The organism is Pseudoalteromonas sp. JC28, assembly GCF_013319255.1.
Lineage (GTDB): Bacteria > Pseudomonadota > Gammaproteobacteria > Enterobacterales > Alteromonadaceae > Pseudoalteromonas.
Window position 1 is genome coordinate 389,023 of record NZ_QOKX01000002.1, and the last position, 20,818, is coordinate 409,840.

Below are 20,818 nucleotides of genomic sequence, written 5' to 3' on the forward strand. Positions count from 1 at the left end.
GTTGAACCCGCTAACACTAAGGTAAACTAGCACTTCATTCATAATGAGCTGTGAAAATGAATCGCAAAAAGAAAATTTACGAAACCTTAAAGAAAAAAGACAAACGTGCTAATGCTAAACTCCACAAAAGCAACAAACCTCGTTATATTTCAAAAGCTGAGCGTGAGAAAATCGCAGCCCAACAGCAAGAAAGTGAGGAATTAGATAGCGAAAACAACGAGCATTAATAGCCCCAGTTTTGTGTCAGCTCGTCATTAACTATTTTAATTTCAAGCACTTTTTAACTATGATTCTGCATTGTTGCCTACCTCAATCAATCCTCCAACGTTAGATGAGGATCTCTGCTCTCAAATTAAAATTGATTTGCTGGTTTGAACAGTGAAAATTCACACGTGTTAGGTGTTACTATTTCCATGACTCTGAGTCTTTGCAAACAAGGTGGATAATCGATGCAGGGCTTGACACCCAGAATGCCTGAAATCCTTCAGGTAACGGCTCGATTTCATCACAGCGTACGACGCCAGCAGCTTTGAGGTGCTCTGACGCTGCTGCAATATCATTGGTAACAATCTCGAGCCATGTTTCGGCTTGGCTGATACCAGGTACGCTGTCGAGCCTGAGACTATTGGAGCCAAACTCAAAACCAACCGATGGAGCATGCTCTGTTATTTCTTTGAGGCCAATGACATCGCGGTAGAACTGAAGTGTTGCCTCGTACTGATGAGGCGGCAGCTTCATGGCGATATTACGACCAGCTGTGAACTTAACCTTAGTATTCATGTGAACTCCTTCCTGACTGAAACTGTCATCCTGTATCGTGTTAGCCTGAATATTGGGCTGAGCCAGCACTCTCTCTAGCATCAGCTTTTTTATCTGTTGATATAGTAAAGTCCCATAAAAATAACCAGTGATATTTCAGGCTAAGTCTTATTTCAAGTACATTGGATCTCAATATGTAATGGCGCTTCGCTCAACACATTAACGCTACTTTCTCCTCAAAAATAGCCACTCTAAAGGCTTTGTAAGCAGCTTCGAATGGCTAAGCAACATCTTGTTGCGCCATTTAGTATTATTGGATTGGAGAATGGGCTTTTTGTGGCTAAAGGTATAAAAGCCTTCTTCGCCATGATATTGACCCATACCAGAGTGACCTAGGCCACCAAAGGGTAAAGACTCAACAACCACGTGCACTATGGTTTCGTTGATCGCTAGAGTCCCCGTTGCGAGCTCCTTTGACACTTTATTCATAGCAACCTGAGATTGCGTAAACAAATAACTCGCAAGCGGTGTGGTGTCTTCTCTAATGTAGTTAATCGCATCATTTAAGTCGGATATTTTTAGTATCGGCAAAATCGTTCCAAATAACTCCTCTTGCATCACCCTCATGCTTTTGTTGACATGGGTGATGATATGCAGAGGGAGCTGACGATTGTCGCATGCCGGCTCAGCTTGCCATACATTTGCGCCTTTACTTTTGGCATCAATAATAATGTCATTTAAGCGCTGAAATTGTCTGTCGTTAATAATTGAAGTTTGGTTTTTTACACCTACTTTTGTTTTATATGTTTTTTCGTAGTGCTGTTCCAGCTCAGCAATAAATGCGTCGTATTTTTCTTCGTGCACTAACACATAATCTGGTGCAACACAGATTTGACCTGAATTAGAGAGCTTACCCATTAACACGCTCATCGCAGCGGCGCTGATATCAGCGTCATCAAGCACAATAACAGGTGATTTCCCCCCTAACTCTAGGGTGACCGGCGTGAGATTTTTAGCCGCCGCCGCCATCACCTTTTTGCCAACTGCTGTTGAACCTGTAAATAGCAAGTGATCAAATGGCTGCTCAGTAAAAGTCGTGGCAATATCAGGTCCACCTTCAATGACGCACACTTCATTATCCAATCCTTTAAAAATGGCTCTTATCACCGCATTCACATTGGGAGTGAACTCGCTCAACTTGAGCATGACTTTGTTTCCAGCGGCGAGGGCGGTAATCACGGGGACAATCGCCAACTGAATTGGATAATTCCACGGGGCTATCACGCCCAAGACTCCTTTTGGCACAATCTCAATTTTCGCCTTAGATGGTAGCCACTGCGCACCGGGTGAACGATGCTGCACTTTGCTCCATTTGCGCAGGTGCTTAGCGATATAATCAATCGAATTAATGCAAGGCATGATGTCTGCAATCACAGTATCGAATCGACTCCGAGTACCAAAGTCCTGATCCGCCGCCTCGACTAATTGATCTTGCCGTTGCAATATACGTGCTTTTATTTCCGCTAGTAAACGTAAGCGCTTTTCAAGCGCTGGGTAAGGATCTTGGTTAAAGCGGCTTTTTAACTGAGTAAATGTGGCTATTAGAGTGCTGGTATTATCTTCAATCATTATCAGGTCCTGCTAATGTCTAATTCGAATATAGCAAGGAAAAAACAACGGGTCTATCTTCAAAAAGCTAGGTATTACTATGGAGGCAGGCTGCGTATGACCGAGTTGCCTTTCGATGGACACAGCCTGTGGAGAATGGCAACTTTAAAACCCTAGTATGCTCCTTGCCAAAGTCAAGGTAACGATTGTAATTAACCCAATTGCGACTAAGTTCAAAACAAACCCTGCTCGGATCATGTCTTTAATTTTAATCTCACCCGAGCCAAATACGATGGCATTTGGTGGTGTTGCGACAGGCATCATAAAGGCGCAACTGGCCGCGATTGCTGCAGGGATAACCCAAGCTAAAGGAGAGCCCGTGATTGATTCAGCGACAGGTCCAAGTAAAGGTAAAAAGCCTGCAGCCGTTGCGGTATTGCTGGTAATTTCCGTTAAGAACGTAATAAGCGCTGCAACAACTAGCACGCCAAGCACTAAGCCCATGGCATCCGCGCCCACAAGTAAGTTAGCGATGTAATCGGCAAGTCCTGAAGATTTGATCTGTGCCGCGAGCGATAAACCACCGCCAAATAATAGCAAAATCCCCCAAGGCACCTTAGCTGCGCTTTCCCAATCTAAAATACGTTCGTCACTTCCCGACTTAGCAGGAAGAACAAATAGTAACAGTGCAGCGGCAATTGCAATGCCAGTATCTGACAATTTAAGACCCGTAACATCACCAATTAGCGGTCTAAAGATCCAACATACTGCCGCTAAAATAAATACCGCAAAAACCCCTTTCTCCGCACGAGACATTTCACCGAGTGCTTTTAATTGGGAAGTAAATAACGACTTAGTATCAACATTGATTTCTTCTTTATCAACCTTGTAAGTCACTTTGGTCAACCAGAACCAAGCAAATGCCAGCATCACCAAAGACAAAGGCACACCAATCATCATCCAAGTGGCAAAACCAATCTCTATTTGATAACTGTCGGATAAATATGCAGCCATTAACGCATTTGGTGGCGTACCAATTAAAGTTGCAATACCTCCAATACTGGCACCATAAGCGATAGAAAGTAATAGCGCTTTAGCAAAGCTTTGGCTATCTCCACCCTGCTCTTTTACCAAGTGAATAACCGAAAGTGCAATCGGTAACATCATTACTGCCGTAGCTGTGTTATACTTAGACACACTTATCAAAATTTACATAAAAAGAGTATAAACCATTGAAAAACTTATACGTTTATAGTCGTGTTTCAAGCGAAGTTCAGATATCAGGTAAAGGTCTTGATCGTCAAACTATAGATCCCTCAATAATACATCAACTTGAAAACCAACATAATTGTAAATTAGCTGGCTATCTCTCAGATCGTGGCGTCAGTGCGTTCAAAGGGGATAATATTTCTGATACAGGGGAACTAGGCCAATTTATAAACAGTGTAAAAAACGGTCAATTGAAAAATTGCGTTTTAGCCGTAGAGACAATAGATCGTATTACTCGTTTACCCATCCATCAAGCTAGAAAATTGTTTGCAACTATCTTAGAAAATGGTATTGAATTAATTATTCTTAAGATGGGATATGAATTAATAACTTATGATAGCTCATCCGATATGGGACTAGATTTACAGGTACAAATATTCCTTCATCTCGCTTATGCAGAATCTAAGCAAAAGTCAACCAGAATCAAAGCTAGCTACCAGTCCAACATCAAGTCAAAATCCGTTAAATGTTCCCGACACTTGCCATTTTGGATTGAATGGAAGGACAACGGTTATCATTTAGTTGATTCAGAGGTTGAAAAATTAAAGGAACTGTTTGAGTTAAAATTGAAAGGATATTCGGTTCTATCCATTGTAAAACGTTTAAATGATAGTGGTGTATCATTCCGCAACAGTCGCACGAAACTTGTTTCACAAACTAGGATCACTAACCTTTTAAAGTCGCGAACGTGTATAGGCGATTTTGGTGTTTATAGTAACGAATCTGGCAAACGTGAGCTTGTAAGATGGGAAACTGGTTTTTACCCTGCTGCGATAGATAATGAACTGTTCAACAAGGTTCAAGCATCATTCAGTAAGACTAAAGGAACGCGCCAGACGACTATTAAAAACCTGTTTCATTCAATAAGCTACTGTTCTTCCTGTGGTGGACGTATGGCAGTTTATCATGGTCATAGAGAACAATTCTATCTGAGGTGCGTCAATGCTACACAAGGACGTTCAGAGTACCATTGCAAAGCAGGATCAATAAATTATCCCTCAATGATTCACGCCTCTTTGGTTCATTATTTTTCATACTTAGATGTAGATTCGATACAACCTACCACCAGCTTAGAAAGAAATTCAAAAAACGAGGTTGAACAGTTACAAGATGAATTAAAAGTTCTTGAGCGTAAGCGCGAACGTTTAAGAAAATTGTTTCTTATCGAAGATGATATAACAGATCTAGAAACCGAGTTAAAAAAAGTAGTTGCCAAGATCCAGACTACTAAATCAAGGATAGATAAACTTTCGATTCAAGATGATCCAATAGTTGATACTGTCAATGAAATTAAACAAACTTTGGCTGATTATCACGAACCTACACAAGATGAATTAATAAAATTGAATGCCATGATACGTAAAATCGTTAACAGGATTAATTTTAATAAAGGTTCAGATCATATAACGTGTAGAGCTACTATTCATTATCATAATGGCTGTATAGTCAATCTGAGGCTGCATAATAAGAACAGTGACCCTGACGGTTTTAATACCTTTAAGCAAGTTTGGGGATGATGTAAAAAAGATTGAAAAAAGTTGAATTTAGGGGTTGATTTTTATTTAAAAATATGCTAAAATCTCTTTTGTAATCTAAAGTTAATTGATAGCTAATAGATCTAATTTAGAAATAAATTTTAATTTGCAGGGGCGCGCCCCTCGCACTCCCCTTGGGGAGCGTATATTTAATATAAATTTAATTATAATTAATAGGATCTGTTAACATAATAGTTAATATAATTAATAGATGAGGAATAATCTAAAAACCTACGGTTTTCTCGCGTTGCTCGTAAGTAACTGATCTTTAAAAGGAATATTAATTAGATCTATTCATAAATGAGGAATGATAATTAATTATTATACAACATAATTAATAAGATGTTAAATATTAGTTTCACTACGTTCAACCACTCGCTAAAGCTCGCCAATGATTCTTTTCATAAAAAAAGTCTGTTCTATGAAACCATGATAAGAAAAACATAGAACAGACTATTTTGAACATTGAAATTAAATGTAAGGAGTTTACAGATAAAAAAATGAAGGAAACTGGTAAGGCCATAATAAAATGACCCTGCGGCACTTTGGGTTGTAAAGTACTATTGATAATAATACTCATTATAAAATACTATTATCAATAGTTGGTAAAGCTGAACTCCCATAATGAATAATTCGCTATAGCTCAGCAACCATGAACCCATCATCATGAACAGATGAACATTGTAAACGAATCTTTACACATCCATTATGTAAGTATTCACTAACATTATTCATCATTCGTCACTATAAACAAACGTTCAGAAACGTCCTCTAAATTAATTATCATTCACTTGAATTATTAATAATAGAACAGGCTATAGTGCCGAATTGTTTTGATGATTAAAGAACCGTTCTTATTATTGCTTGTGTAGCGCACCATTCAAACTTGATAATACATTTTTCAACACATTGTATTATCGCGTCCTCAAGATGAAATTTATAAATCACCTCTACAGGAATGGAAAGTAACGATTCTTTTTAGAAACCTTTTTCAAATTGTGTGACTCTAAGCACTGTGAATATGATATTCAATCCGCTTAAAGAACCTTTTCAAACTATGGAAATGATTATAACACCAATCAATTGATAGTGTCAATACTTTTTTGCATAATTTTTTAAAATTAATTTGCTGATGGTCAAATAACTAATACATGAATCTTAAATTAAAGAATCCCACCAGCAAGATAGATTGTCTCATAGTTTTGTAACCATTGTCAACAACTATTTTGAATTATTTTACAAAATTAATTGTGATTTACGGACACTTTCTGAATAGCTTATTTTATGATGAGTATGATTCAACACGGCTTGTGATTTAGCTTGTGCTTCAAGATCAGCCCACTTTTGTTTTAATGGTTCGAGAGCATTACTTTTTAATGTGGCGTGAACCGTCACTTTATCGTCAGAAACTCTTGTTTGTAATTTGGTAAATTTCATTAAAAAAGGATGTTGATCTGCAAAAATTGCATCGTATTTTTCACTAGATGATACATGTTCAGCAGCAAATCCAATAAAATGAGCTGTTAATTCCATAAGCATTTTCAACGTTAAAGATCCATCTTTTAGTTTTAGGTTATGATTAAAAGAATATACCTCACCGTTAATCAATAGTTTCAAACTAATATTTTTATAGTTTTTGTATGTTTCTGAATGAATAAGTTTATCTTCTAAATCGTAAAATCCGTTCTTATCAACTAAATCATGATCTTTGAACTTCATATTGATGAGTTCTAAACCTGTGTCACTATCAAAAATACCTTGACGAATTCTACAATTATTATCAGTCGCATATTTATATACTGAATATACACTAACACCCTTTACGTCATGGTCAGTTAATTTTGTTTCACTCTTAGTCACTTTTTTAGCTTGATGTTTTAATGTTGCAGCCATATTTTTAATCCTCTTTTCTTTAATTATAACTTACAGTAAAACCACTCTAAAATATAATCAATGAAAATTATGGATTAAGATTCACTGTAAGTTTACTGTATATTTCATTTCAATAATATTTATGAGTCTTAATTTACTGTATATTTACTGCAAATCCTTTTGTATATAAATATTATTAAAATAAATAAAGCAAGTTTACAGTATGGTGAAAACACATGAAAACAAGAATTAAAGGTATACAAGTTGATCTATCTGAATATTCAAGAATAGCATTAGATAAACTACAACAACCAGAATTTAATAACGGTAAAAAGAAAAGTATTAACGCAGTTATCGCTGAACTATTAAACGAATATCTTGTAGATGTTTATCAATTTAAAAAAGAAAGATTAATCGAATATAAAAAACAGGTGCAATAATGGAAACAGATTTATTAGACAAAGATACACGCAATATTATTGAAATGTCAGTAAATGAATTACACGATTTACTTAAATATCATTTACCAGACGATGAAATTTATAAAGCAAAAGAAGCTTTTATAACAGCAATTAATACATCAGTTTTAAGTTATTATCAGAAATTTTATTCATCATTCATAGAACAGTTAAAAGATGCTAAACAAGATTTTGAGAATCTTAAGACAGAAATCGAAACTCTAAAAGAGATGATCCAGTTTAATGAGGAATGATAAAATGGAAATAATGGAAAATAACGAATTAACTGAGGATTTTAAAGTAAAAGTTGCTGAGATATTCAGACGCACTATTGAACGGTGTCTGGATAATAAAAGACGAGTTTTACAGAAAGATTTTTCAGCTTTAGTTGGTGGGTTTAAACAAGATCAATATAATGAAGATAAATTAAATCAACTTAAATACGAATATAATAGAATTATCAAGAATAAAGTTGATGAAAAACAGAAACAGAAAAAGAAATTTACTCCAGATAATGACTCACTATTGGCTAAAAATAACAAAGAGTTAGTTGAGGAAGTAAAATATACATTTAAATTGTAGAATAACAACAGGTATTGAAAACATGGAACAACGAGACCCAAAATCAATTTATAAGGAAATGATTGAGGCAGAATTAAAGATTATTAATGAGCGTATTCCCAAAATTGAACGAACAATAATCATGCTAGAAGATATTTTAAAAAAGTTTAAAGATAATCAGAAACAGTTTCAAAACTTACTAGACGGTAAAGCATAATGATGAATACTCCAAAAAATTATACTGAACAGCTTTATAAACATTTGATTCATAAGGCAAAAATGTTCGAAAAAGATTATAACGATCATTCGGAATTTTTCAAACAATTAAATGAAAAAGTTACAAAAGTTCGCGATGAAATTAAATCAAAAGGTAAAGAATAATGATGAATGATGTAAAATATAAACGAGGATTAGAATTATACTTTCAGTCAAAGTTATATAGTTATTTTCAACACGATTTAAATAGCTTTAATGAAATTGATTTAATGTTAAAAACCATTATTAGACAAACAGATTTAACATTTAAACCTGTAGATGTATATTCACTTTACAATGAACTTTATAATACAGATAAATGGCAAGATTATAATGCTTTCAAATTGGCTGAATGTTTAAAAATATTAACCTTGAAGGAAACAAAACAATAACTTTAAAAGGAGGTTTAATAATAACATGAAAAATAAAATGAATAATAAATCTCCTATTAAATTAAACATAAAAGATAATCGTGGTAAAAACATAATAACAAGATTGGTTATTGATCCAGATTTTATTGAATATTTTAATAGTTTGCATACGGTGGATGAAGATAACACAGCGGGTTTAACAGCTCATTTTATCGAGAAATATGGTAAATGTATAATTCCTAAAAAAATATCCAATTATACATTATACCAGAGAGTTAATATTCCTGTACGATTTATCAGAAAGCATAATTTATATAGAAAATATCTCAGCTCCCATAGGTTAGCGTATAAAATTAAATATCCCTCAAGGAATTTATATAATATCGACATAGATCATAAATGCCATAATCCACACTGTTGTAATCCCGACCATTTAAGAGCTTTAACTAGATCGGAAAATAGTATAGAAAAAGGTGAAAGAGCGTTCCTTGAGATGAAAAATACTTTGAAAATAATCGAGGAAAAAGACGAATTTACAAAGTGGTTAAAGATAATCAAGAAAGCCGCAGTTAATTTTGATTATAGTGGCGAATATAAAACTAGAATTGACGATGACCATTTAGAGGGTTTGTATTAAAGGTAAGAAAATGAATAGACAAGAATTATACAACACAATTTATACTCACTTCACAACAAGAATAGCTTTTCAGGATAAGAAAAAAATAGTTAATGATATTCTTGAATTATTTAACACAGGTTTAAATTATCATGCGTTAGATTGCATTGGATCAATTGAGGAGATCACTCGTCAATTAGTGAATATCATTCAACCCAAAGAAAAAAATGTTGACCAATATTTAATTGGATAAAAAAAAACCATGACCGAAATCATGGTTTTAAAGATACGTCATTCGTCCTTGAAAAATTATAAGAAAGATTTATGTTTAACATGAATATTTATAGATTTATCACATCAGGATTATTAACGTTCGGCAATGATGCAAAACTGATCAATTCACCGTTAATCGTATTTTTAACTTTGTTTCTCATAGTGAAGCTGTTTATATCTTCATCACCTTTAATGATCCTTGATGTAACTTTCTTATAATTTTCTTGGCTCATGACTAGACTATCCTTAGACCCTGATTTAATCATGTAAACGCTGTTTAATTCTTCACGGATCTTCAATTTATCATTTTGAATAGGTTGAACGTTTTCAAAATTATCTGAATATTTTTGCTCATCTAAAAAGACTTTTGGCTCAATTTTTAATTTTATAGGGTCTACATTTAGAACATCAGTAGTAACCTTGTCAGTAGTAAATAATGATTCGCCCCAATTCATAATAATGTCTGGTAGGTCTGCTAGAATGTCAATAAACGAATGAAACGATTCTTTGAGCGTGTCTAAAACACTGAGCGCCTTATCACGAATAGATTCAACTTCATCGCGACCTATAAAACCAAAACTTATAAAATCCCACATACCGCCGTAGAATGCTGTTAAAGTCTCTACTATGTCACCCGATTTTTTCCATTCTTTGAAACCATCAATTAACCCTGAACCTATAGTGGCCGCTATCAAAACATGTGGGCTAAATCTAGCTATTATTTTAGGCACAGAACGGATCATAGTTCGGCCTAGTGTTCGTGTAACGCCTTTAAACATCGATTTGAACGTTTTGCTTACGCTTTTGATAACTTTTGAGGTCATGCTCTTAAAACCTCTAGCAATTTTAGAGAACATTTTCTTAAACCAGTTTTTAAAATTCCGAAGATGCTTTCTTTTAAAACTGTCTATTTCAAAGTTTAAACCTTGTTTATCACCTTTCCTTTCATCAGATGTAGGATCATCGGGCAATTGTAAATCAAACAATAACTTAAGCGTTTCCTCACGTTGACTATGATTATCATTAAGGTTCTTCACTACTAAACCCGATAATTCACTAATGTTCTCGTACATGAATAAAATACGTTCGTCTTGTTCAACTGGTACACTAACGAAAGTTTCTAATTCAACATTCAAAACTCTAGACGAACTATTATTAATAGTCTCTAAGATTGTTTGAATATTAATCAATGTTTCTTCTAGCTTGCTAAGGGTGTTACTACTTTCTAACTCAATGTTTATAGGTTCATTTTCAATTATGAATGAATTATGAACAGGCTCATACATGTTCACTTGATATTCATTCTCATTTTCAGGTAATTCTAAATCAAAGTTGATATTCACTGGTTTGATGTTCAGTTCATTGTTAGGGATGATGACTTGATGTTCAGACATTTTAAAGTCTTTAAATGTATCATCAACAACAAGGACAGGATCATCAATTAAAACGTCCTTAATGGGGTTGTGAACGTGTTCTACCGTCTTTATAGTCTCGGATGCTACATTAAGTTGAATAAACGTTTCTGGTGTGTCTGAGATAGTTATATCATGTTCCCGAACGTTGGCTTTAATGTAGTAGTCCCCTGCACTAACTTGATGAACTATTCTTTCACTTTTTTCATTTTCAATAACGTTAACCGTTACTGTATTGCTTTCATGTGAACTAGATACATCTAAATCAATAGTTTCTAACGTTGGTAAAACAGGTTCTTTCACCGTGCCAAAATGTATTTCTTGATCAGTCTCGAACGTTTCATTGATAGTAAAATCAAGCTCTTTTAAACGCGTGTCAATTTTACGAATTTTTATCAATGTGTCTTTATAAACATCAACAACGGTTTCATCATGTTCTAGGGATAATTCAACGTTTTTTCTATGATCATTGATTATAACCTCACGTTTAATTAAAAGTTCTTTCTTTTCATTCAAAACCGCTAACTTTTGATAGTCTATAGATGATACGTTTACAGGCGTATTAATCCGTGACGATGCTTTAAATATCACGTTAGGAATGGCCGCTATATTAGATGTAATATTCTTAAAATTATCATCAAAATTATGTTTAGGATTTTTAAAGGGTTCTAGATTTTCCTTGATAGACTCTTGAAAATTATCAAGTTTTTTTATTATTTTTGTTAGACTCATGGCTGTTATTGAATAAATGTTAAACACTTAAATATTTACCCTCACCACAATGCACCAACTTGGTGCAACTGTAAAGAAAGCAATCTATTGATCATAAACAACTTTTATCTAATATGCACCAAGTTAGTGCAACAATGGATCATATTGGTGCAATATTTAATACAATATAATTGAATGATAATTAACTATACATGAAACTCTATATAAATCATGGTGTTATGATAAGTCAATATAATTTTAAAAGTTGGCACGATTAATGCTATAAACTATACGTAAGAAAAAGTCAAGCAATTTTTGTGACATGTGAATAAATTATGTTATTTTACATTATATTCAAGGTTTACGGGAATATTGATTCAACCTTGATGATAATTGATTAAAATTGATTTAATAAGGACTAGATAATGAATAAACAATGTTTTGTTTACATTCATTTACAAAAAACATGACTGTTTGCTTAATATTTGTACTACTTTAGACACTTTTCGAAAAAAAGTTTTATATATATTAGTACATGGTGAGCGAAAACTCGCTTTTTTTTGATTTATGTCTGTCCACATAGTGACAGACACACACATAAAGGTAAAAACATGAAAACAGTATTTACACCAAGCGTATTAAAATCTTTGTCGGATGATTGGGCTACAGGTCGTTATAGTAAAAGTGACCTAGCAAGAAAATATGGTGTAACACCATCAACTATAACTAAAAAAATTAAGATTCTAGTTCAACTAGGTTTAGCTTAAAATTGGAATTTGAAAAATAGAATAGTGAATAAACTTCCCCGACAAGGGGATCAAACATTAAATAAACTTTCCTAAGATGGAGGGATAACAAAATAAAAAGGTAATACATGAGTACTTTTAAAAAGATGATGGAATCACAAGAACTAGGAATTACAGACACAAAAAAAGAGCTTAACCCCCCAGCCAAGGTTGTTAAAAGCTCTCTCTTAAATAATCTCAATAATATTTATGAAGAAAAAATAGAACAACTTCATAAACTATGCGGGTATTTTACAGCTATGGACGATGGTTGTCAACAGTTAAATGATAAAAAAATACATTTAATTGATGGTTTTGTGGGTGTTGGTAAGAGTTTGGAATCTCTTAAGCTTACTATTATCAACATGCTTAAAGGTAACTACGTGATTTATGGTGTACATACTATCAGTAGCCAGTTAAGTCGCTCAGAGGAACTTGAGACACTATTAAACCAGTATATTAATGTATGTTCAGACGATGAATTAAAAAGTGCTCTAACGCTGTTACTAGACCGTATTGTTAGAGTTTCATCTATCGAGAAAGACTCTGACAGTTCTGTTACGAGTATGTTCGAAAATACGTTGTATGATATTGAACAGAAAGACAGTGTTGCTGGTGCTTGTGTATTCGTATGTAACCAAGCAGTAAGGTTATTAAATTGTTCAGCTATTAATAAAGAACGTTCGGTAATTTTCTTTGATGATGATAATAGTAGTATTAATAAAAGGGACGTATTAAGAGATTATAAACTAGAGAGTGTAAAATCTTTTTTATCGTTCTTTAATACTACTGTGATAGAAAAAGATGATAAAGACACGGTATTAAAAATTGAGTCATTAAAAGACAATCATAAACAACAGTTAGAAAACTTAAAAATTGTTAATCAAGCTTTTTATGAAAAAGTTAAACCTGTTATTGAAATTTACAACCGCCAACGTAACAACGATCTGATCTTGTTCGTGAGTAAAAATGATAATAAAAGATATGATGTTATATTGTCGACTAAATTATCAATTAAGCTGGCTGAATCATTCAGTAAAGTTTATGCGGTATCTGAAAATGTTATGAATGACAATCTAGCGATTTTTGATTGGATTAATAACTCTAAAGTTGGTTATGATTATTCACTATTAAAATATGATTCAGTTAACCGTGGTGAAAAGTTTCTAAAAGTTGATGGTGAATTGCAATTTAAAATTGCTACAGTTGCAGGTAAAAATACATTTAGAATTGCTAAAGCTATCAATAAAGTTACTGAAAATAGTGTATCTAAGAAGATCACTCGATACATTAACAGTCTGCCAGAGTGCTATGATAACGTTCATGTAGCTTTAAACAAACGTTCAACAGGGATCTTTGATAGTAGCCTTAAGCGTGAGTTTACAGAGACGGGAATTGATACAAGAGGCCGTAACGATCTTATGGATTGTAACGTTTCATTGTTGTTCGGTATTAACACCATTCGTAACAATGACAAAGCTTTCTATAAGAAAGTTTATAAAATGGATGATCAACAGGTTTTTGATAATGTAACCATCGCGCCTATTATGCAAAATCTTGGTAGAACAGCTATTCGTAAAACTCAGGTAAAACCATACTTAGTAATTTTCCCTGATCTGAATATTGCTAAATTATGCCTTGAAAGGTTGGCAAAATATTATCCTGATGTATTTACAAGCACTGTTATTGAAAAGTTGATTAATGAGGCAGATCACCTTTGTGAAGATGATTTTAACGAATCTAACCAACAATATTCTGATCTTGGTTTAGATAATAAACATTATGTCGCACTGAATAGACTACGTTCTAAACATGGTGCTGAAAATGTGGATAACATGATCTTAAAGTTGAATGGTGAAGTTCTAACGGTTATCGAATATTTTAAAAATGTTGAACAACAAGAAAAAGAACTTAATAAATCAGTTAGTGATGTTGCTAGAAAAGTGAGAAACAAAATTAAATCAACTGTGGTTAAACAGGCTGCTGAAAAAATTGGAAAAATGGAATTCATAAATCAGTGCAATGAACTTAAAAATGATAAAATAATCGAACTAGTTAATAATATTAATAATGATGTTGAATCAAAAGTTGATGAAATTATTGTACCTATTCAGCCAGAAGTGAATGATGTTGATAGTATAGAACCTGAACTATTAGAGATCTTACTTGATGAAGATAACAGAGAATATAAACAACCATGCACCTCAGCGATTATGAATGTTGACTGGTATAGTCCCGAACAAAAAAAGGAATTATCCGATTTAGCTTTCATTAAGGAGGCTACAAAAAGTTTTATTTACTAAGATGTATTAAAGGGCTTAACCGCCCTTTTTTATTAATGGATTTTAAAAATGACAACTTTTGTAAGGTGGCTCATAAAGGAAGAATGAGGTATAAACCTTACAAAAGTTGTCACAAGTAAAGATGGGGAAGAAAAAGTAAAAATGACAACTTTTGTAAGGTGGCTCATAAAGGAAGAATGAGGTATAAACCTTACAAAAGTTGTCACAAGTAAAGATGAGGAAGAAAATAATAGTAATATGGCTCTTTTTTATAGACATAGATTACAAAAGCAATTTATCTACGAGAGCTTTAGCTCGCTGTGGTGTGACGTAGGAACACTGTATAATCAATGACATTCAATAAGATGTTAATATCTAACCTCTAACGAGGTGCAAGACCTAAAGGCCGTTGCAAATAACTACTTTTTATTCATTTAGTTGTAGAACATTCAATATGATTAACTTTTACTACAACATGAGCTATAAAAGCAATTTATCTACGAGAGCTTTAGCTCGCTGTGGTGCGTAGCACTAGATTATACAGATCTATTAATAATATTCGCTATTAATACATCATCTAGTTTCACTACGTTCAACCACAGCGCTACTACGTAGCTCGTAGACAACTTATTTTTCTTGTCTAGATGTAAGAACATTAACAGATCTATTAATATAAATTTCGTTTTTGGTTGATATTCTACAACTATAATGAACTATTCCCCCTGCGTTGATTCATCTTACAAAATATAGTAATAAAGTGTTCCGATAGTGCCTTGACTCTACAACACTATAAAACACTATCAATAAACTGTCCCCACTGTGACATAAGCTATTGAAAATGATCGAAAAAGTTGATAAAATACAGTGAATTATCAAACAAGGAAATTAAGAATGAGCAAGAATCACACTATTGTTTTAGATTATTATTCGGATGATCTGGATATTGAAAAATGTCTAAGTGAGTATGCAGAACAAAACCCAAATGTTGAGTATGTAAATTTAAAAATAGTAGATCATAATAACGAACTATTGAATCATTTTGCATTGACTATCGTTAATGATGACATTTTAATCATTGGTTTTAATGATGAACATGTTGCGTTATCTGGCTTGAATAAAACTGTGAAATTCCTTTATTCAATGAGAAACAAGCACTATTGTATCTATATTAACAACATGGATTTAGATGCAACTGAAAATCACGTATTATTTGAGGACTTTAGTTTAGATGATTACAGATAAGGTTTAATAAATTATGAAAGACGATATTAAATTACATTTTAGCTTTTACGACAATTTTGATGAAGCTAAATCAAGCTTCATAGACGGTATTAACGCTATTATAAACGGTGAACTATTTACTGAAAACTCTGTGTTACAATCCATCAATGAGGACTATAAATGTCTCGAACTAACATTGACCGATCTTGAGCTTATGCGTGATTATGTCGAAAATCTACAACAAAATGATGTATAATTAATCAGTATAAAAAACAGCCAATGAATGGTGGATTAATTTTAATTCACCTTTTTTGTATAAAGTAGTTGCATCATTCGCCACGATGAGTTAATCTTCAATTCTCTTGTTCAATACAAGATTTTCAATACCAAAAAATAAAGTTGGCCGACTTTTCATAAAGGCTAGCTGAATCGTCAATGATCAGTTAGCCACCATTCCCCAAGGTCAACAATCCTGAATTATCATTTTTTAACAGTCGATTTTTAATTGACATAAAAAATTGTCGATTTTTAATTGACATAAATATTGATACAACGAATAGACGTCTGATTATCGCTTAGTAGTTGAATCGAATAGTTAAAAAATGGCGTAGTTAACCTTTTGATTAATTTTTAACTATCTGCCATAAAACAGAAAGCCCATCAAGTTCAACGTCACGGTCTCTCTTGATGGGCTTTTCTGTGTCTGGATATTGTCTGGACTATAAATTAACCATTCTAAAATATATCAAACCTCCGTCTATCTTATACGCAACGAATAACACACCATTTAATACCAATCTGGATGTAAGACCTATACCACTATCGGGTACATATTTTGATACTAAATCAGCCATTATTTTCAACCCTCTTTGATAATTTTGAATACTGTAGACCTACCGAGACCAGTTTCTTCAATTATAGCTTTAGGTTTTACACCGTTGCTGTATAGTTCAATAACTTGTTGTTTTACCTTTGGATCTACAGGTTTGCGACCTGTGTATTTACCTTGTTTTTTAGCGTTTGCAATACCCTCTCTCTGACGTTCCCTTATTAAGTTTCTTTCAAACTCAGCAAACACACCCAACATAGTTAAAAACATTTTTCCATTAGATGAAGACGTATCTACATCTTGATCAGTTGCTTTAAAATTTACACCTTGCTCTGATAGTTCATCGACAAGTATCAAAAGGTCTTTCAAGTTTCTAGCGATTCTATCAATCTTGGTCACTATCACAGTGTCACCTTTTCGTAACTGTCCTAGTAACATTTGCAACTCTGGTCTATTGGTATCTTTACCGCTAACTTTTTCACTAAAAATACGTTGACAGCCAGATTGTTTAAGTTTCTCGATCTGAGTGTCTAGATTTTGGTCAACGGTACTAACTCTGGCATAACCGAATACTAAGCCTTGCGAATCGTTCATAATTTATCCTTACAGTCTATTTAACATCTTAGATGTATGTATACTATCATCTATAAACTATAGATCAACCCTAAATAGACTGTTTAGAGACAATTTTATTAAAATTGTGAAAAGTCTATAAAGTATACCCCATAGAGACAAAATATTTTTTTAATAGGTTGACAAGGATTAAAAAACGTGATTTGAAAGTGGAATTTACTATCATCTATAATACCGAACAATTTTAAATAATTAATCTATAATAACGAATAATGTGATAATGTAACAAATACCAGTGGGATAGTTGAGAATGATTCGCAATAGTTAACCATTATCATTTAATAGTGTCGCCTTTGTCGCTCACTCTAAAAATAAAGTTCATAAATAATATAAAGAGTTGACAGAAAAGGTTAATTATGAGCAAGAAGAAATTTAAATACACTATTCGGATCGATGAAGATGCTAATGAACAGTTCCTAAGATTTATGGATGGTGGTCAATATTCATCAACTGGTGAGATGTGGACAACTTTTTTAAAAAATGTAGTCTCAAACGTTATCTATGTCTCACCACAAGAGCAAGCACTATTAAAAGAATATGGCGGTATGTCAGATCCAATCAAAGATATATCTACAGCTATTAACGATGCATTATTAGATGCTGAAACCAACAAAAATAAAGCGTTGATGAAAGCTCGTTTAGAGTCGCATGATAATGTTTCGTTCAAAGGTGAGAGAGAGAGTAAAGCACCAGAATATCTACAACCAATCCAAGAACAAATATACGACTATTAAGAAAAGGTACAAAAATGGAAAACAAAATTATCGCAGAATGTCAAGAAATTTTAAGTGAACGTTCATACCTAAAGCCAGCAGAGTTTATGAAAGCGGATCGTGAATTAACACGCTTACGTAAAGTTGCCTCGAAAGCTGCTAAAAATTCGAAGACTGCTAAAGCACTACAAGATCAGATCGAGATACTAGCAAAAATCGTACATCCTCATTTTTATAAAAACGCACTATAAACCAATAATAACGAACGGTAAAATCCCCATGCAAACAACAATAAAAACACAAAAAGATGCACTTACACAGATGCTTTATTCTAAGGGTATAAAAGAACTTGACAAAAGTCTTGTTATCACCATCCTGTCGCTTTGTGAAAAATTATCAATTGATCTTATAAAAGGTCGTACCGATATTTTTAACGGTTGTGAAAGCTCAACAGATGATTACGCACTATTAAGAACGTTCATCTATACTCTCGCAACCAAACCTGAACTATTGTTTAAGATGTATTCAATGTTGGTACAAGGCGTTACACACCCTAAGCCCTATCTGGCTATGATGAACGATTATGAACAAATATCATTAATGATGAGATATCGTTTGACAAAATACATCGAAGATAAACAACCTTAACACACACGATTTTACAGTTTTTCGCCATTTTCACGAATTGTCGCTCGTTACATTCCGTTACAACCCTAAGCCAATACCCAATATTTAATCCTGATATTGGGTATTTTTCCTTTATAATTCAATAAGTTACATGAATATCATGAATAGTTAATAACCATTCGTTATAATATATACAATATCAATAACTATCAGTTATATTACCTGAATATTTTTAATGTCGCTAAATATTAAGGCATGGGTAGGCCAACATCGAGATTTATTAGTCATATTTGCTCGATGTTGGCTTTACCGTTTTAAGCAACCATCCCTAGCTCTCTCTCACTACACAATCTTTCATATTCATTCATAACTAAAGCATGGATCATGAATAGTGACCCAGCTGTGAAAGTCTCTGTATACCCGTCTTTCATATCATCTTTCTGAATATCTGAGCGAAATTTACTGAACCTTTCCTTTACTATTTTTTCCAATTCAAAAACTATTTTTCCACTATCACGGATCTCGGTTAATAGTTCGCGACCATTCAAATACTCAAGGTATGTCTATACACTCTACCGCCGTTGCCGTGTTTGACATCCACATAGATAAAAATGCTGTCACGCCCATCATCGCTAATATCTGTATACTCGGTTTAGTGCCTGCGAACAACATGGTATTCAGCGCGATGCGTTTATGCAGCCCCCACCTTTCCATGGCGATTGAGAGCAAAAATCCACCCAGAAATAGATAAATCAAAGGATGCGCAAACGGTGCAGCGACTGCTTTAATAGATGCAATCCCGACTAAAGGCGAAATAACCAAAGGTAATAACGAAGCCGCTGGAATAGGCACAGCTTCGGTTATCCACCAAGAGGCTAGCCAAAACGCTAAGCCTGCGGTTCTCCATGCCTCAACCGACATGCCAGATGGTGGTTCAACCAAACAGATCAGTAACATTACCAAGGGACCAAGCCACAGAAACAGCTGCGTTTTTATCGTTTTTTTATTCTCTTCTGTCATTATCTTGAACCTTTAAAACTTATATTTTAAACCAACAGCGATGCTAGTATCGTCTTGTGTTTCAAGGTCGAGCTGCGTTGCCATTACATACAAGTTAGTTTGTTTATCAAAAATATAGTCTGTACCTAGCGTCCACTGAGTCGCATCTTCACTGTGGCGTAATCCGCTTGAGTCTTTGGCAAACTGTAGCTTCGGACGCCAATTATCGTCGAGTTGATAACTTGCGCTTAGCACATAGCCATTACCTGATTTGTCTTTCGCTAGATTTTCACTGTCTTGGATGATGGCACCAAGTTGTAGCTTTTGCCACTTGTAAGCCAACGCGATACGCGTGGCAACCAAATTACCAATACTGTCGGTATGACTCAGAGCAACATAGTAATCTTTATTTTTTAATGCTCGGTCACCATAAATTGCGGTAGCTGCAAACCCAGTTTCGTCGTTGCTCGCGTCGTCTTTCGGTGTGTAGGTCAGAGAAAAAGAAAAGTCGTTCCATTTAGGTGAAGAATAGGTAATTGAATCACCAACTCTGTCTTGGCCTGCTAGCACTTGGGCAATATCACTTTGGGTTTCGTTAAATTGATCGATTTTCCCTTCACTGAATTTAAAACGCGTGTCGTTTCTGCCCACTAAAACCGTACCAAATTTACCTTCAAGGCCAACATAGGTGTTTCTTGCTGAAAATGGCTCGGTGGTATCGTCGTGTTCAAAACCTTTAACTTGTACTTCATATTTGTAGACGAGTTTTAGATCGCTTGATAAGCCGTGAGTGCCTTTTACACCAATTCTTGAAAATGGTGCGTCAATTTGTGTGCCCTCTTTGGTATAACGCATCACACCTTTGTCTGTGTTAGCAATTTGAACTTCTGCTTTACCATAAATGCTGTAGTCTGCGGCTAACGCAGAGGCTGATAGCATTGCACTGGCAACTGCCAACGCCACTAAAGATTTACTTGCTGTCATAACTTGTCTCATTTTTTGATTATTGTCGCTTAAGACAACGCAATT

Annotated in this window: 23 protein-coding genes and 2 pseudogenes; 17 read left to right on the plus strand and 8 right to left on the minus strand. The window is 34.1% G+C overall.

Annotated elements, in window-relative coordinates:
- The first annotated feature begins 56 nt into the window (after positions 1-56).
- Positions 57-227 (plus strand): DUF2986 domain-containing protein, encoded by a 171-nt coding sequence (locus DS891_RS06915; protein ID WP_010605321.1) that lies wholly within the window; start codon positions 57-59, stop codon positions 225-227.
- 178 nt (positions 228-405) lie between these two features.
- Here DS891_RS06915 and DS891_RS06920 read toward each other — a convergent pair whose 3' ends face one another.
- The 3 genes and pseudogenes from DS891_RS06920 to DS891_RS06930 all read right to left on the minus strand — a co-directional run.
- Entirely contained in the window at positions 406-780 is a 375-nt protein-coding gene (locus DS891_RS06920; RefSeq protein ID WP_174169282.1) for a VOC family protein, read from the minus strand.
- A gap of 204 nt (positions 781-984) precedes the next feature.
- The gene (locus DS891_RS06925) at positions 985-2,388 is read right to left on the minus strand and encodes a coniferyl aldehyde dehydrogenase (RefSeq protein ID WP_174169283.1); all 1,404 of its coding nucleotides are present in this window, start codon (positions 2,386-2,388) and stop codon (positions 985-987) included.
- Positions 2,389-2,532: 144 nt separating this feature from the next.
- Positions 2,533-3,570, minus strand: a pseudogene (locus DS891_RS06930) (DASS family sodium-coupled anion symporter); the annotation flags it as partial.
- A gap of 29 nt (positions 3,571-3,599) precedes the next feature.
- On the opposite strand from DS891_RS06930, the gene DS891_RS06935 reads away from it, so the two are divergent.
- Entirely contained in the window at positions 3,600-5,153 is a 1,554-nt protein-coding gene (locus tag DS891_RS06935; protein WP_174169284.1) for a recombinase family protein, read from the plus strand.
- Between the two features lie 1,254 nt (positions 5,154-6,407).
- On the opposite strand, the gene DS891_RS06940 is transcribed toward DS891_RS06935, so the two are convergent.
- Entirely contained in the window at positions 6,408-7,064 is a 657-nt protein-coding gene (locus DS891_RS06940; RefSeq protein ID WP_174169285.1) for a hypothetical protein, read from the minus strand.
- 215 nt (positions 7,065-7,279) lie between these two features.
- On the opposite strand from DS891_RS06940, the gene DS891_RS06945 reads away from it, so the two are divergent.
- From DS891_RS06945 to DS891_RS06980, 8 genes are read left to right on the plus strand one after another with little or no spacing between them, the layout of a single operon-like run.
- Complete coding sequence (locus DS891_RS06945) at positions 7,280-7,483, plus strand: hypothetical protein (RefSeq protein ID WP_174169286.1); 204 nt, start codon at positions 7,280-7,282, stop codon at positions 7,481-7,483.
- Positions 7,483-7,755, plus strand: a complete 273-nt coding sequence (locus tag DS891_RS06950) for a hypothetical protein (RefSeq protein WP_174169287.1) — start codon at positions 7,483-7,485, stop codon at positions 7,753-7,755. The genes DS891_RS06945 and DS891_RS06950 overlap by 1 nt, the downstream gene beginning before the upstream one ends.
- Before the next feature lie 4 nt (positions 7,756-7,759).
- Positions 7,760-8,083 carry a hypothetical protein gene (locus DS891_RS06955; RefSeq protein WP_174169288.1) on the plus strand — a complete coding sequence of 108 codons (324 nt, stop codon included), beginning with the start codon at positions 7,760-7,762 and terminating at the stop codon, positions 8,081-8,083.
- A 22-nt stretch (positions 8,084-8,105) separates the two neighbouring features.
- On the plus strand, positions 8,106-8,279 hold the full coding sequence (locus tag DS891_RS06960) for a hypothetical protein (protein WP_174169289.1): 174 nt from the start codon (positions 8,106-8,108) through the stop codon (positions 8,277-8,279).
- Positions 8,279-8,443 (plus strand): hypothetical protein, encoded by a 165-nt coding sequence (locus tag DS891_RS06965; RefSeq protein ID WP_174169290.1) that lies wholly within the window; start codon positions 8,279-8,281, stop codon positions 8,441-8,443. Before DS891_RS06960 ends, DS891_RS06965 begins: the two co-directional genes overlap by 1 nt.
- On the plus strand, positions 8,443-8,709 hold the full coding sequence (locus DS891_RS06970; protein ID WP_174169291.1) for a hypothetical protein: 267 nt from the start codon (positions 8,443-8,445) through the stop codon (positions 8,707-8,709). The genes DS891_RS06965 and DS891_RS06970 overlap by 1 nt, the downstream gene beginning before the upstream one ends.
- A 25-nt stretch (positions 8,710-8,734) precedes the next feature.
- Complete coding sequence (locus DS891_RS06975) at positions 8,735-9,325, plus strand: HNH endonuclease (protein WP_174169292.1); 591 nt, start codon at positions 8,735-8,737, stop codon at positions 9,323-9,325.
- A 10-nt stretch (positions 9,326-9,335) separates the two neighbouring features.
- Positions 9,336-9,557: a hypothetical protein gene (locus DS891_RS06980; RefSeq protein WP_174169293.1), complete on the plus strand. Its 222-nt coding sequence runs from the start codon at positions 9,336-9,338 to the stop codon at positions 9,555-9,557.
- 88 nt (positions 9,558-9,645) lie between these two features.
- Here the strand turns inward: DS891_RS06980 and DS891_RS06985 are convergent, their stop codons facing one another.
- Complete coding sequence (locus tag DS891_RS06985) at positions 9,646-11,721, minus strand: hypothetical protein (protein ID WP_174169294.1); 2,076 nt, start codon at positions 11,719-11,721, stop codon at positions 9,646-9,648.
- Positions 11,722-12,311: 590 nt separating this feature from the next.
- On the opposite strand from DS891_RS06985, the gene DS891_RS06990 reads away from it, so the two are divergent.
- The 4 genes from DS891_RS06990 (at position 12,312) to DS891_RS07005 (ending at position 16,244) form a co-directional block, all read left to right on the plus strand.
- Positions 12,312-12,467 carry a hypothetical protein gene (locus DS891_RS06990; RefSeq protein WP_174169295.1) on the plus strand — a complete coding sequence of 52 codons (156 nt, stop codon included), beginning with the start codon at positions 12,312-12,314 and terminating at the stop codon, positions 12,465-12,467.
- A gap of 107 nt (positions 12,468-12,574) precedes the next feature.
- Positions 12,575-14,788, plus strand: a complete 2,214-nt coding sequence (locus DS891_RS06995) for a hypothetical protein (protein WP_174169296.1) — start codon at positions 12,575-12,577, stop codon at positions 14,786-14,788.
- A gap of 870 nt (positions 14,789-15,658) precedes the next feature.
- On the plus strand, positions 15,659-16,009 hold the full coding sequence (locus tag DS891_RS07000; RefSeq protein WP_174169297.1) for a hypothetical protein: 351 nt from the start codon (positions 15,659-15,661) through the stop codon (positions 16,007-16,009).
- 13 nt (positions 16,010-16,022) lie between these two features.
- Positions 16,023-16,244 carry a hypothetical protein gene (locus DS891_RS07005; RefSeq protein WP_174169298.1) on the plus strand — a complete coding sequence of 74 codons (222 nt, stop codon included), beginning with the start codon at positions 16,023-16,025 and terminating at the stop codon, positions 16,242-16,244.
- A gap of 603 nt (positions 16,245-16,847) precedes the next feature.
- Here the strand turns inward: DS891_RS07005 and DS891_RS07010 are convergent.
- Entirely contained in the window at positions 16,848-17,411 is a 564-nt protein-coding gene (locus DS891_RS07010; protein WP_174169299.1) for a recombinase family protein, read from the minus strand.
- 395 nt (positions 17,412-17,806) lie between these two features.
- Here DS891_RS07010 and DS891_RS07015 point away from each other — a divergent pair, with 395 nt between their 5' ends.
- From DS891_RS07015 to DS891_RS07025, 3 genes are read left to right on the plus strand one after another with little or no spacing between them, the layout of a single operon-like run.
- A complete protein-coding gene (locus tag DS891_RS07015; protein ID WP_174169300.1) occupies positions 17,807-18,184 on the plus strand; it encodes a hypothetical protein in 378 nt (125 codons plus the stop codon).
- A 14-nt stretch (positions 18,185-18,198) separates the two neighbouring features.
- Positions 18,199-18,414, plus strand: a complete 216-nt coding sequence (locus DS891_RS07020) for a hypothetical protein (protein WP_174169301.1) — start codon at positions 18,199-18,201, stop codon at positions 18,412-18,414.
- Positions 18,415-18,442: 28 nt separating this feature from the next.
- Entirely contained in the window at positions 18,443-18,811 is a 369-nt protein-coding gene (locus tag DS891_RS07025) for a hypothetical protein (RefSeq protein ID WP_174169302.1), read from the plus strand.
- A gap of 552 nt (positions 18,812-19,363) precedes the next feature.
- On the opposite strand, the pseudogene DS891_RS07030 reads toward DS891_RS07025, so the two are convergent.
- Both DS891_RS07030 and DS891_RS07035 read right to left on the minus strand, forming a co-directional pair.
- Positions 19,364-19,810, minus strand: a pseudogene (locus DS891_RS07030) (SLC13 family permease); the annotation flags it as partial.
- Positions 19,811-19,822: 12 nt separating this feature from the next.
- A complete protein-coding gene (locus DS891_RS07035) occupies positions 19,823-20,773 on the minus strand; it encodes a porin (RefSeq protein WP_174169303.1) in 951 nt (316 codons plus the stop codon).
- Positions 20,774-20,818 lie beyond the last annotated feature (45 nt).

Excerpts from the sequence above, each read along its gene's own strand:
- DS891_RS07010 (WP_174169299.1), bottom strand. The coding sequence starts at position 17,411 with ATGAACGATTCGCAAGGCTTAGTATTCGGTTATGCCAGAGTTAGTACC.
- DS891_RS06970 (WP_174169291.1), top strand. The coding sequence starts at position 8,443 with ATGATGAATGATGTAAAATATAAACGAGGATTAGAATTATACTTTCAG.
- DS891_RS06940 (WP_174169285.1), bottom strand. The coding sequence starts at position 7,064 with ATGGCTGCAACATTAAAACATCAAGCTAAAAAAGTGACTAAGAGTGAA.
- DS891_RS06965 (WP_174169290.1), top strand. The coding sequence starts at position 8,279 with ATGATGAATACTCCAAAAAATTATACTGAACAGCTTTATAAACATTTG.
- DS891_RS06980 (WP_174169293.1), top strand. The coding sequence starts at position 9,336 with ATGAATAGACAAGAATTATACAACACAATTTATACTCACTTCACAACA.
- DS891_RS06990 (WP_174169295.1), top strand. The coding sequence starts at position 12,312 with ATGAAAACAGTATTTACACCAAGCGTATTAAAATCTTTGTCGGATGAT.
- DS891_RS06920 (WP_174169282.1), bottom strand. The coding sequence starts at position 780 with ATGAATACTAAGGTTAAGTTCACAGCTGGTCGTAATATCGCCATGAAG.
- DS891_RS07020 (WP_174169301.1), top strand. The coding sequence starts at position 18,199 with ATGGAAAACAAAATTATCGCAGAATGTCAAGAAATTTTAAGTGAACGT.
- DS891_RS06960 (WP_174169289.1), top strand. The coding sequence starts at position 8,106 with ATGGAACAACGAGACCCAAAATCAATTTATAAGGAAATGATTGAGGCA.
- DS891_RS06945 (WP_174169286.1), top strand. The coding sequence starts at position 7,280 with ATGAAAACAAGAATTAAAGGTATACAAGTTGATCTATCTGAATATTCA.
- DS891_RS06925 (WP_174169283.1), bottom strand. The coding sequence starts at position 2,388 with ATGATTGAAGATAATACCAGCACTCTAATAGCCACATTTACTCAGTTA.
- DS891_RS07000 (WP_174169297.1), top strand. The coding sequence starts at position 15,659 with ATGAGCAAGAATCACACTATTGTTTTAGATTATTATTCGGATGATCTG.
- DS891_RS06975 (WP_174169292.1), top strand. The coding sequence starts at position 8,735 with ATGAAAAATAAAATGAATAATAAATCTCCTATTAAATTAAACATAAAA.
- DS891_RS07035 (WP_174169303.1), bottom strand. The coding sequence starts at position 20,773 with ATGACAGCAAGTAAATCTTTAGTGGCGTTGGCAGTTGCCAGTGCAATG.
- DS891_RS06915 (WP_010605321.1), top strand. The coding sequence starts at position 57 with ATGAATCGCAAAAAGAAAATTTACGAAACCTTAAAGAAAAAAGACAAA.
- DS891_RS07025 (WP_174169302.1), top strand. The coding sequence starts at position 18,443 with ATGCAAACAACAATAAAAACACAAAAAGATGCACTTACACAGATGCTT.
- DS891_RS06985 (WP_174169294.1), bottom strand. The coding sequence starts at position 11,721 with ATGAGTCTAACAAAAATAATAAAAAAACTTGATAATTTTCAAGAGTCT.
- DS891_RS06955 (WP_174169288.1), top strand. The coding sequence starts at position 7,760 with ATGGAAATAATGGAAAATAACGAATTAACTGAGGATTTTAAAGTAAAA.
- DS891_RS07015 (WP_174169300.1), top strand. The coding sequence starts at position 17,807 with ATGAGCAAGAAGAAATTTAAATACACTATTCGGATCGATGAAGATGCT.
- DS891_RS06950 (WP_174169287.1), top strand. The coding sequence starts at position 7,483 with ATGGAAACAGATTTATTAGACAAAGATACACGCAATATTATTGAAATG.
- DS891_RS06995 (WP_174169296.1), top strand. The coding sequence starts at position 12,575 with ATGAGTACTTTTAAAAAGATGATGGAATCACAAGAACTAGGAATTACA.
- DS891_RS07005 (WP_174169298.1), top strand. The coding sequence starts at position 16,023 with ATGAAAGACGATATTAAATTACATTTTAGCTTTTACGACAATTTTGAT.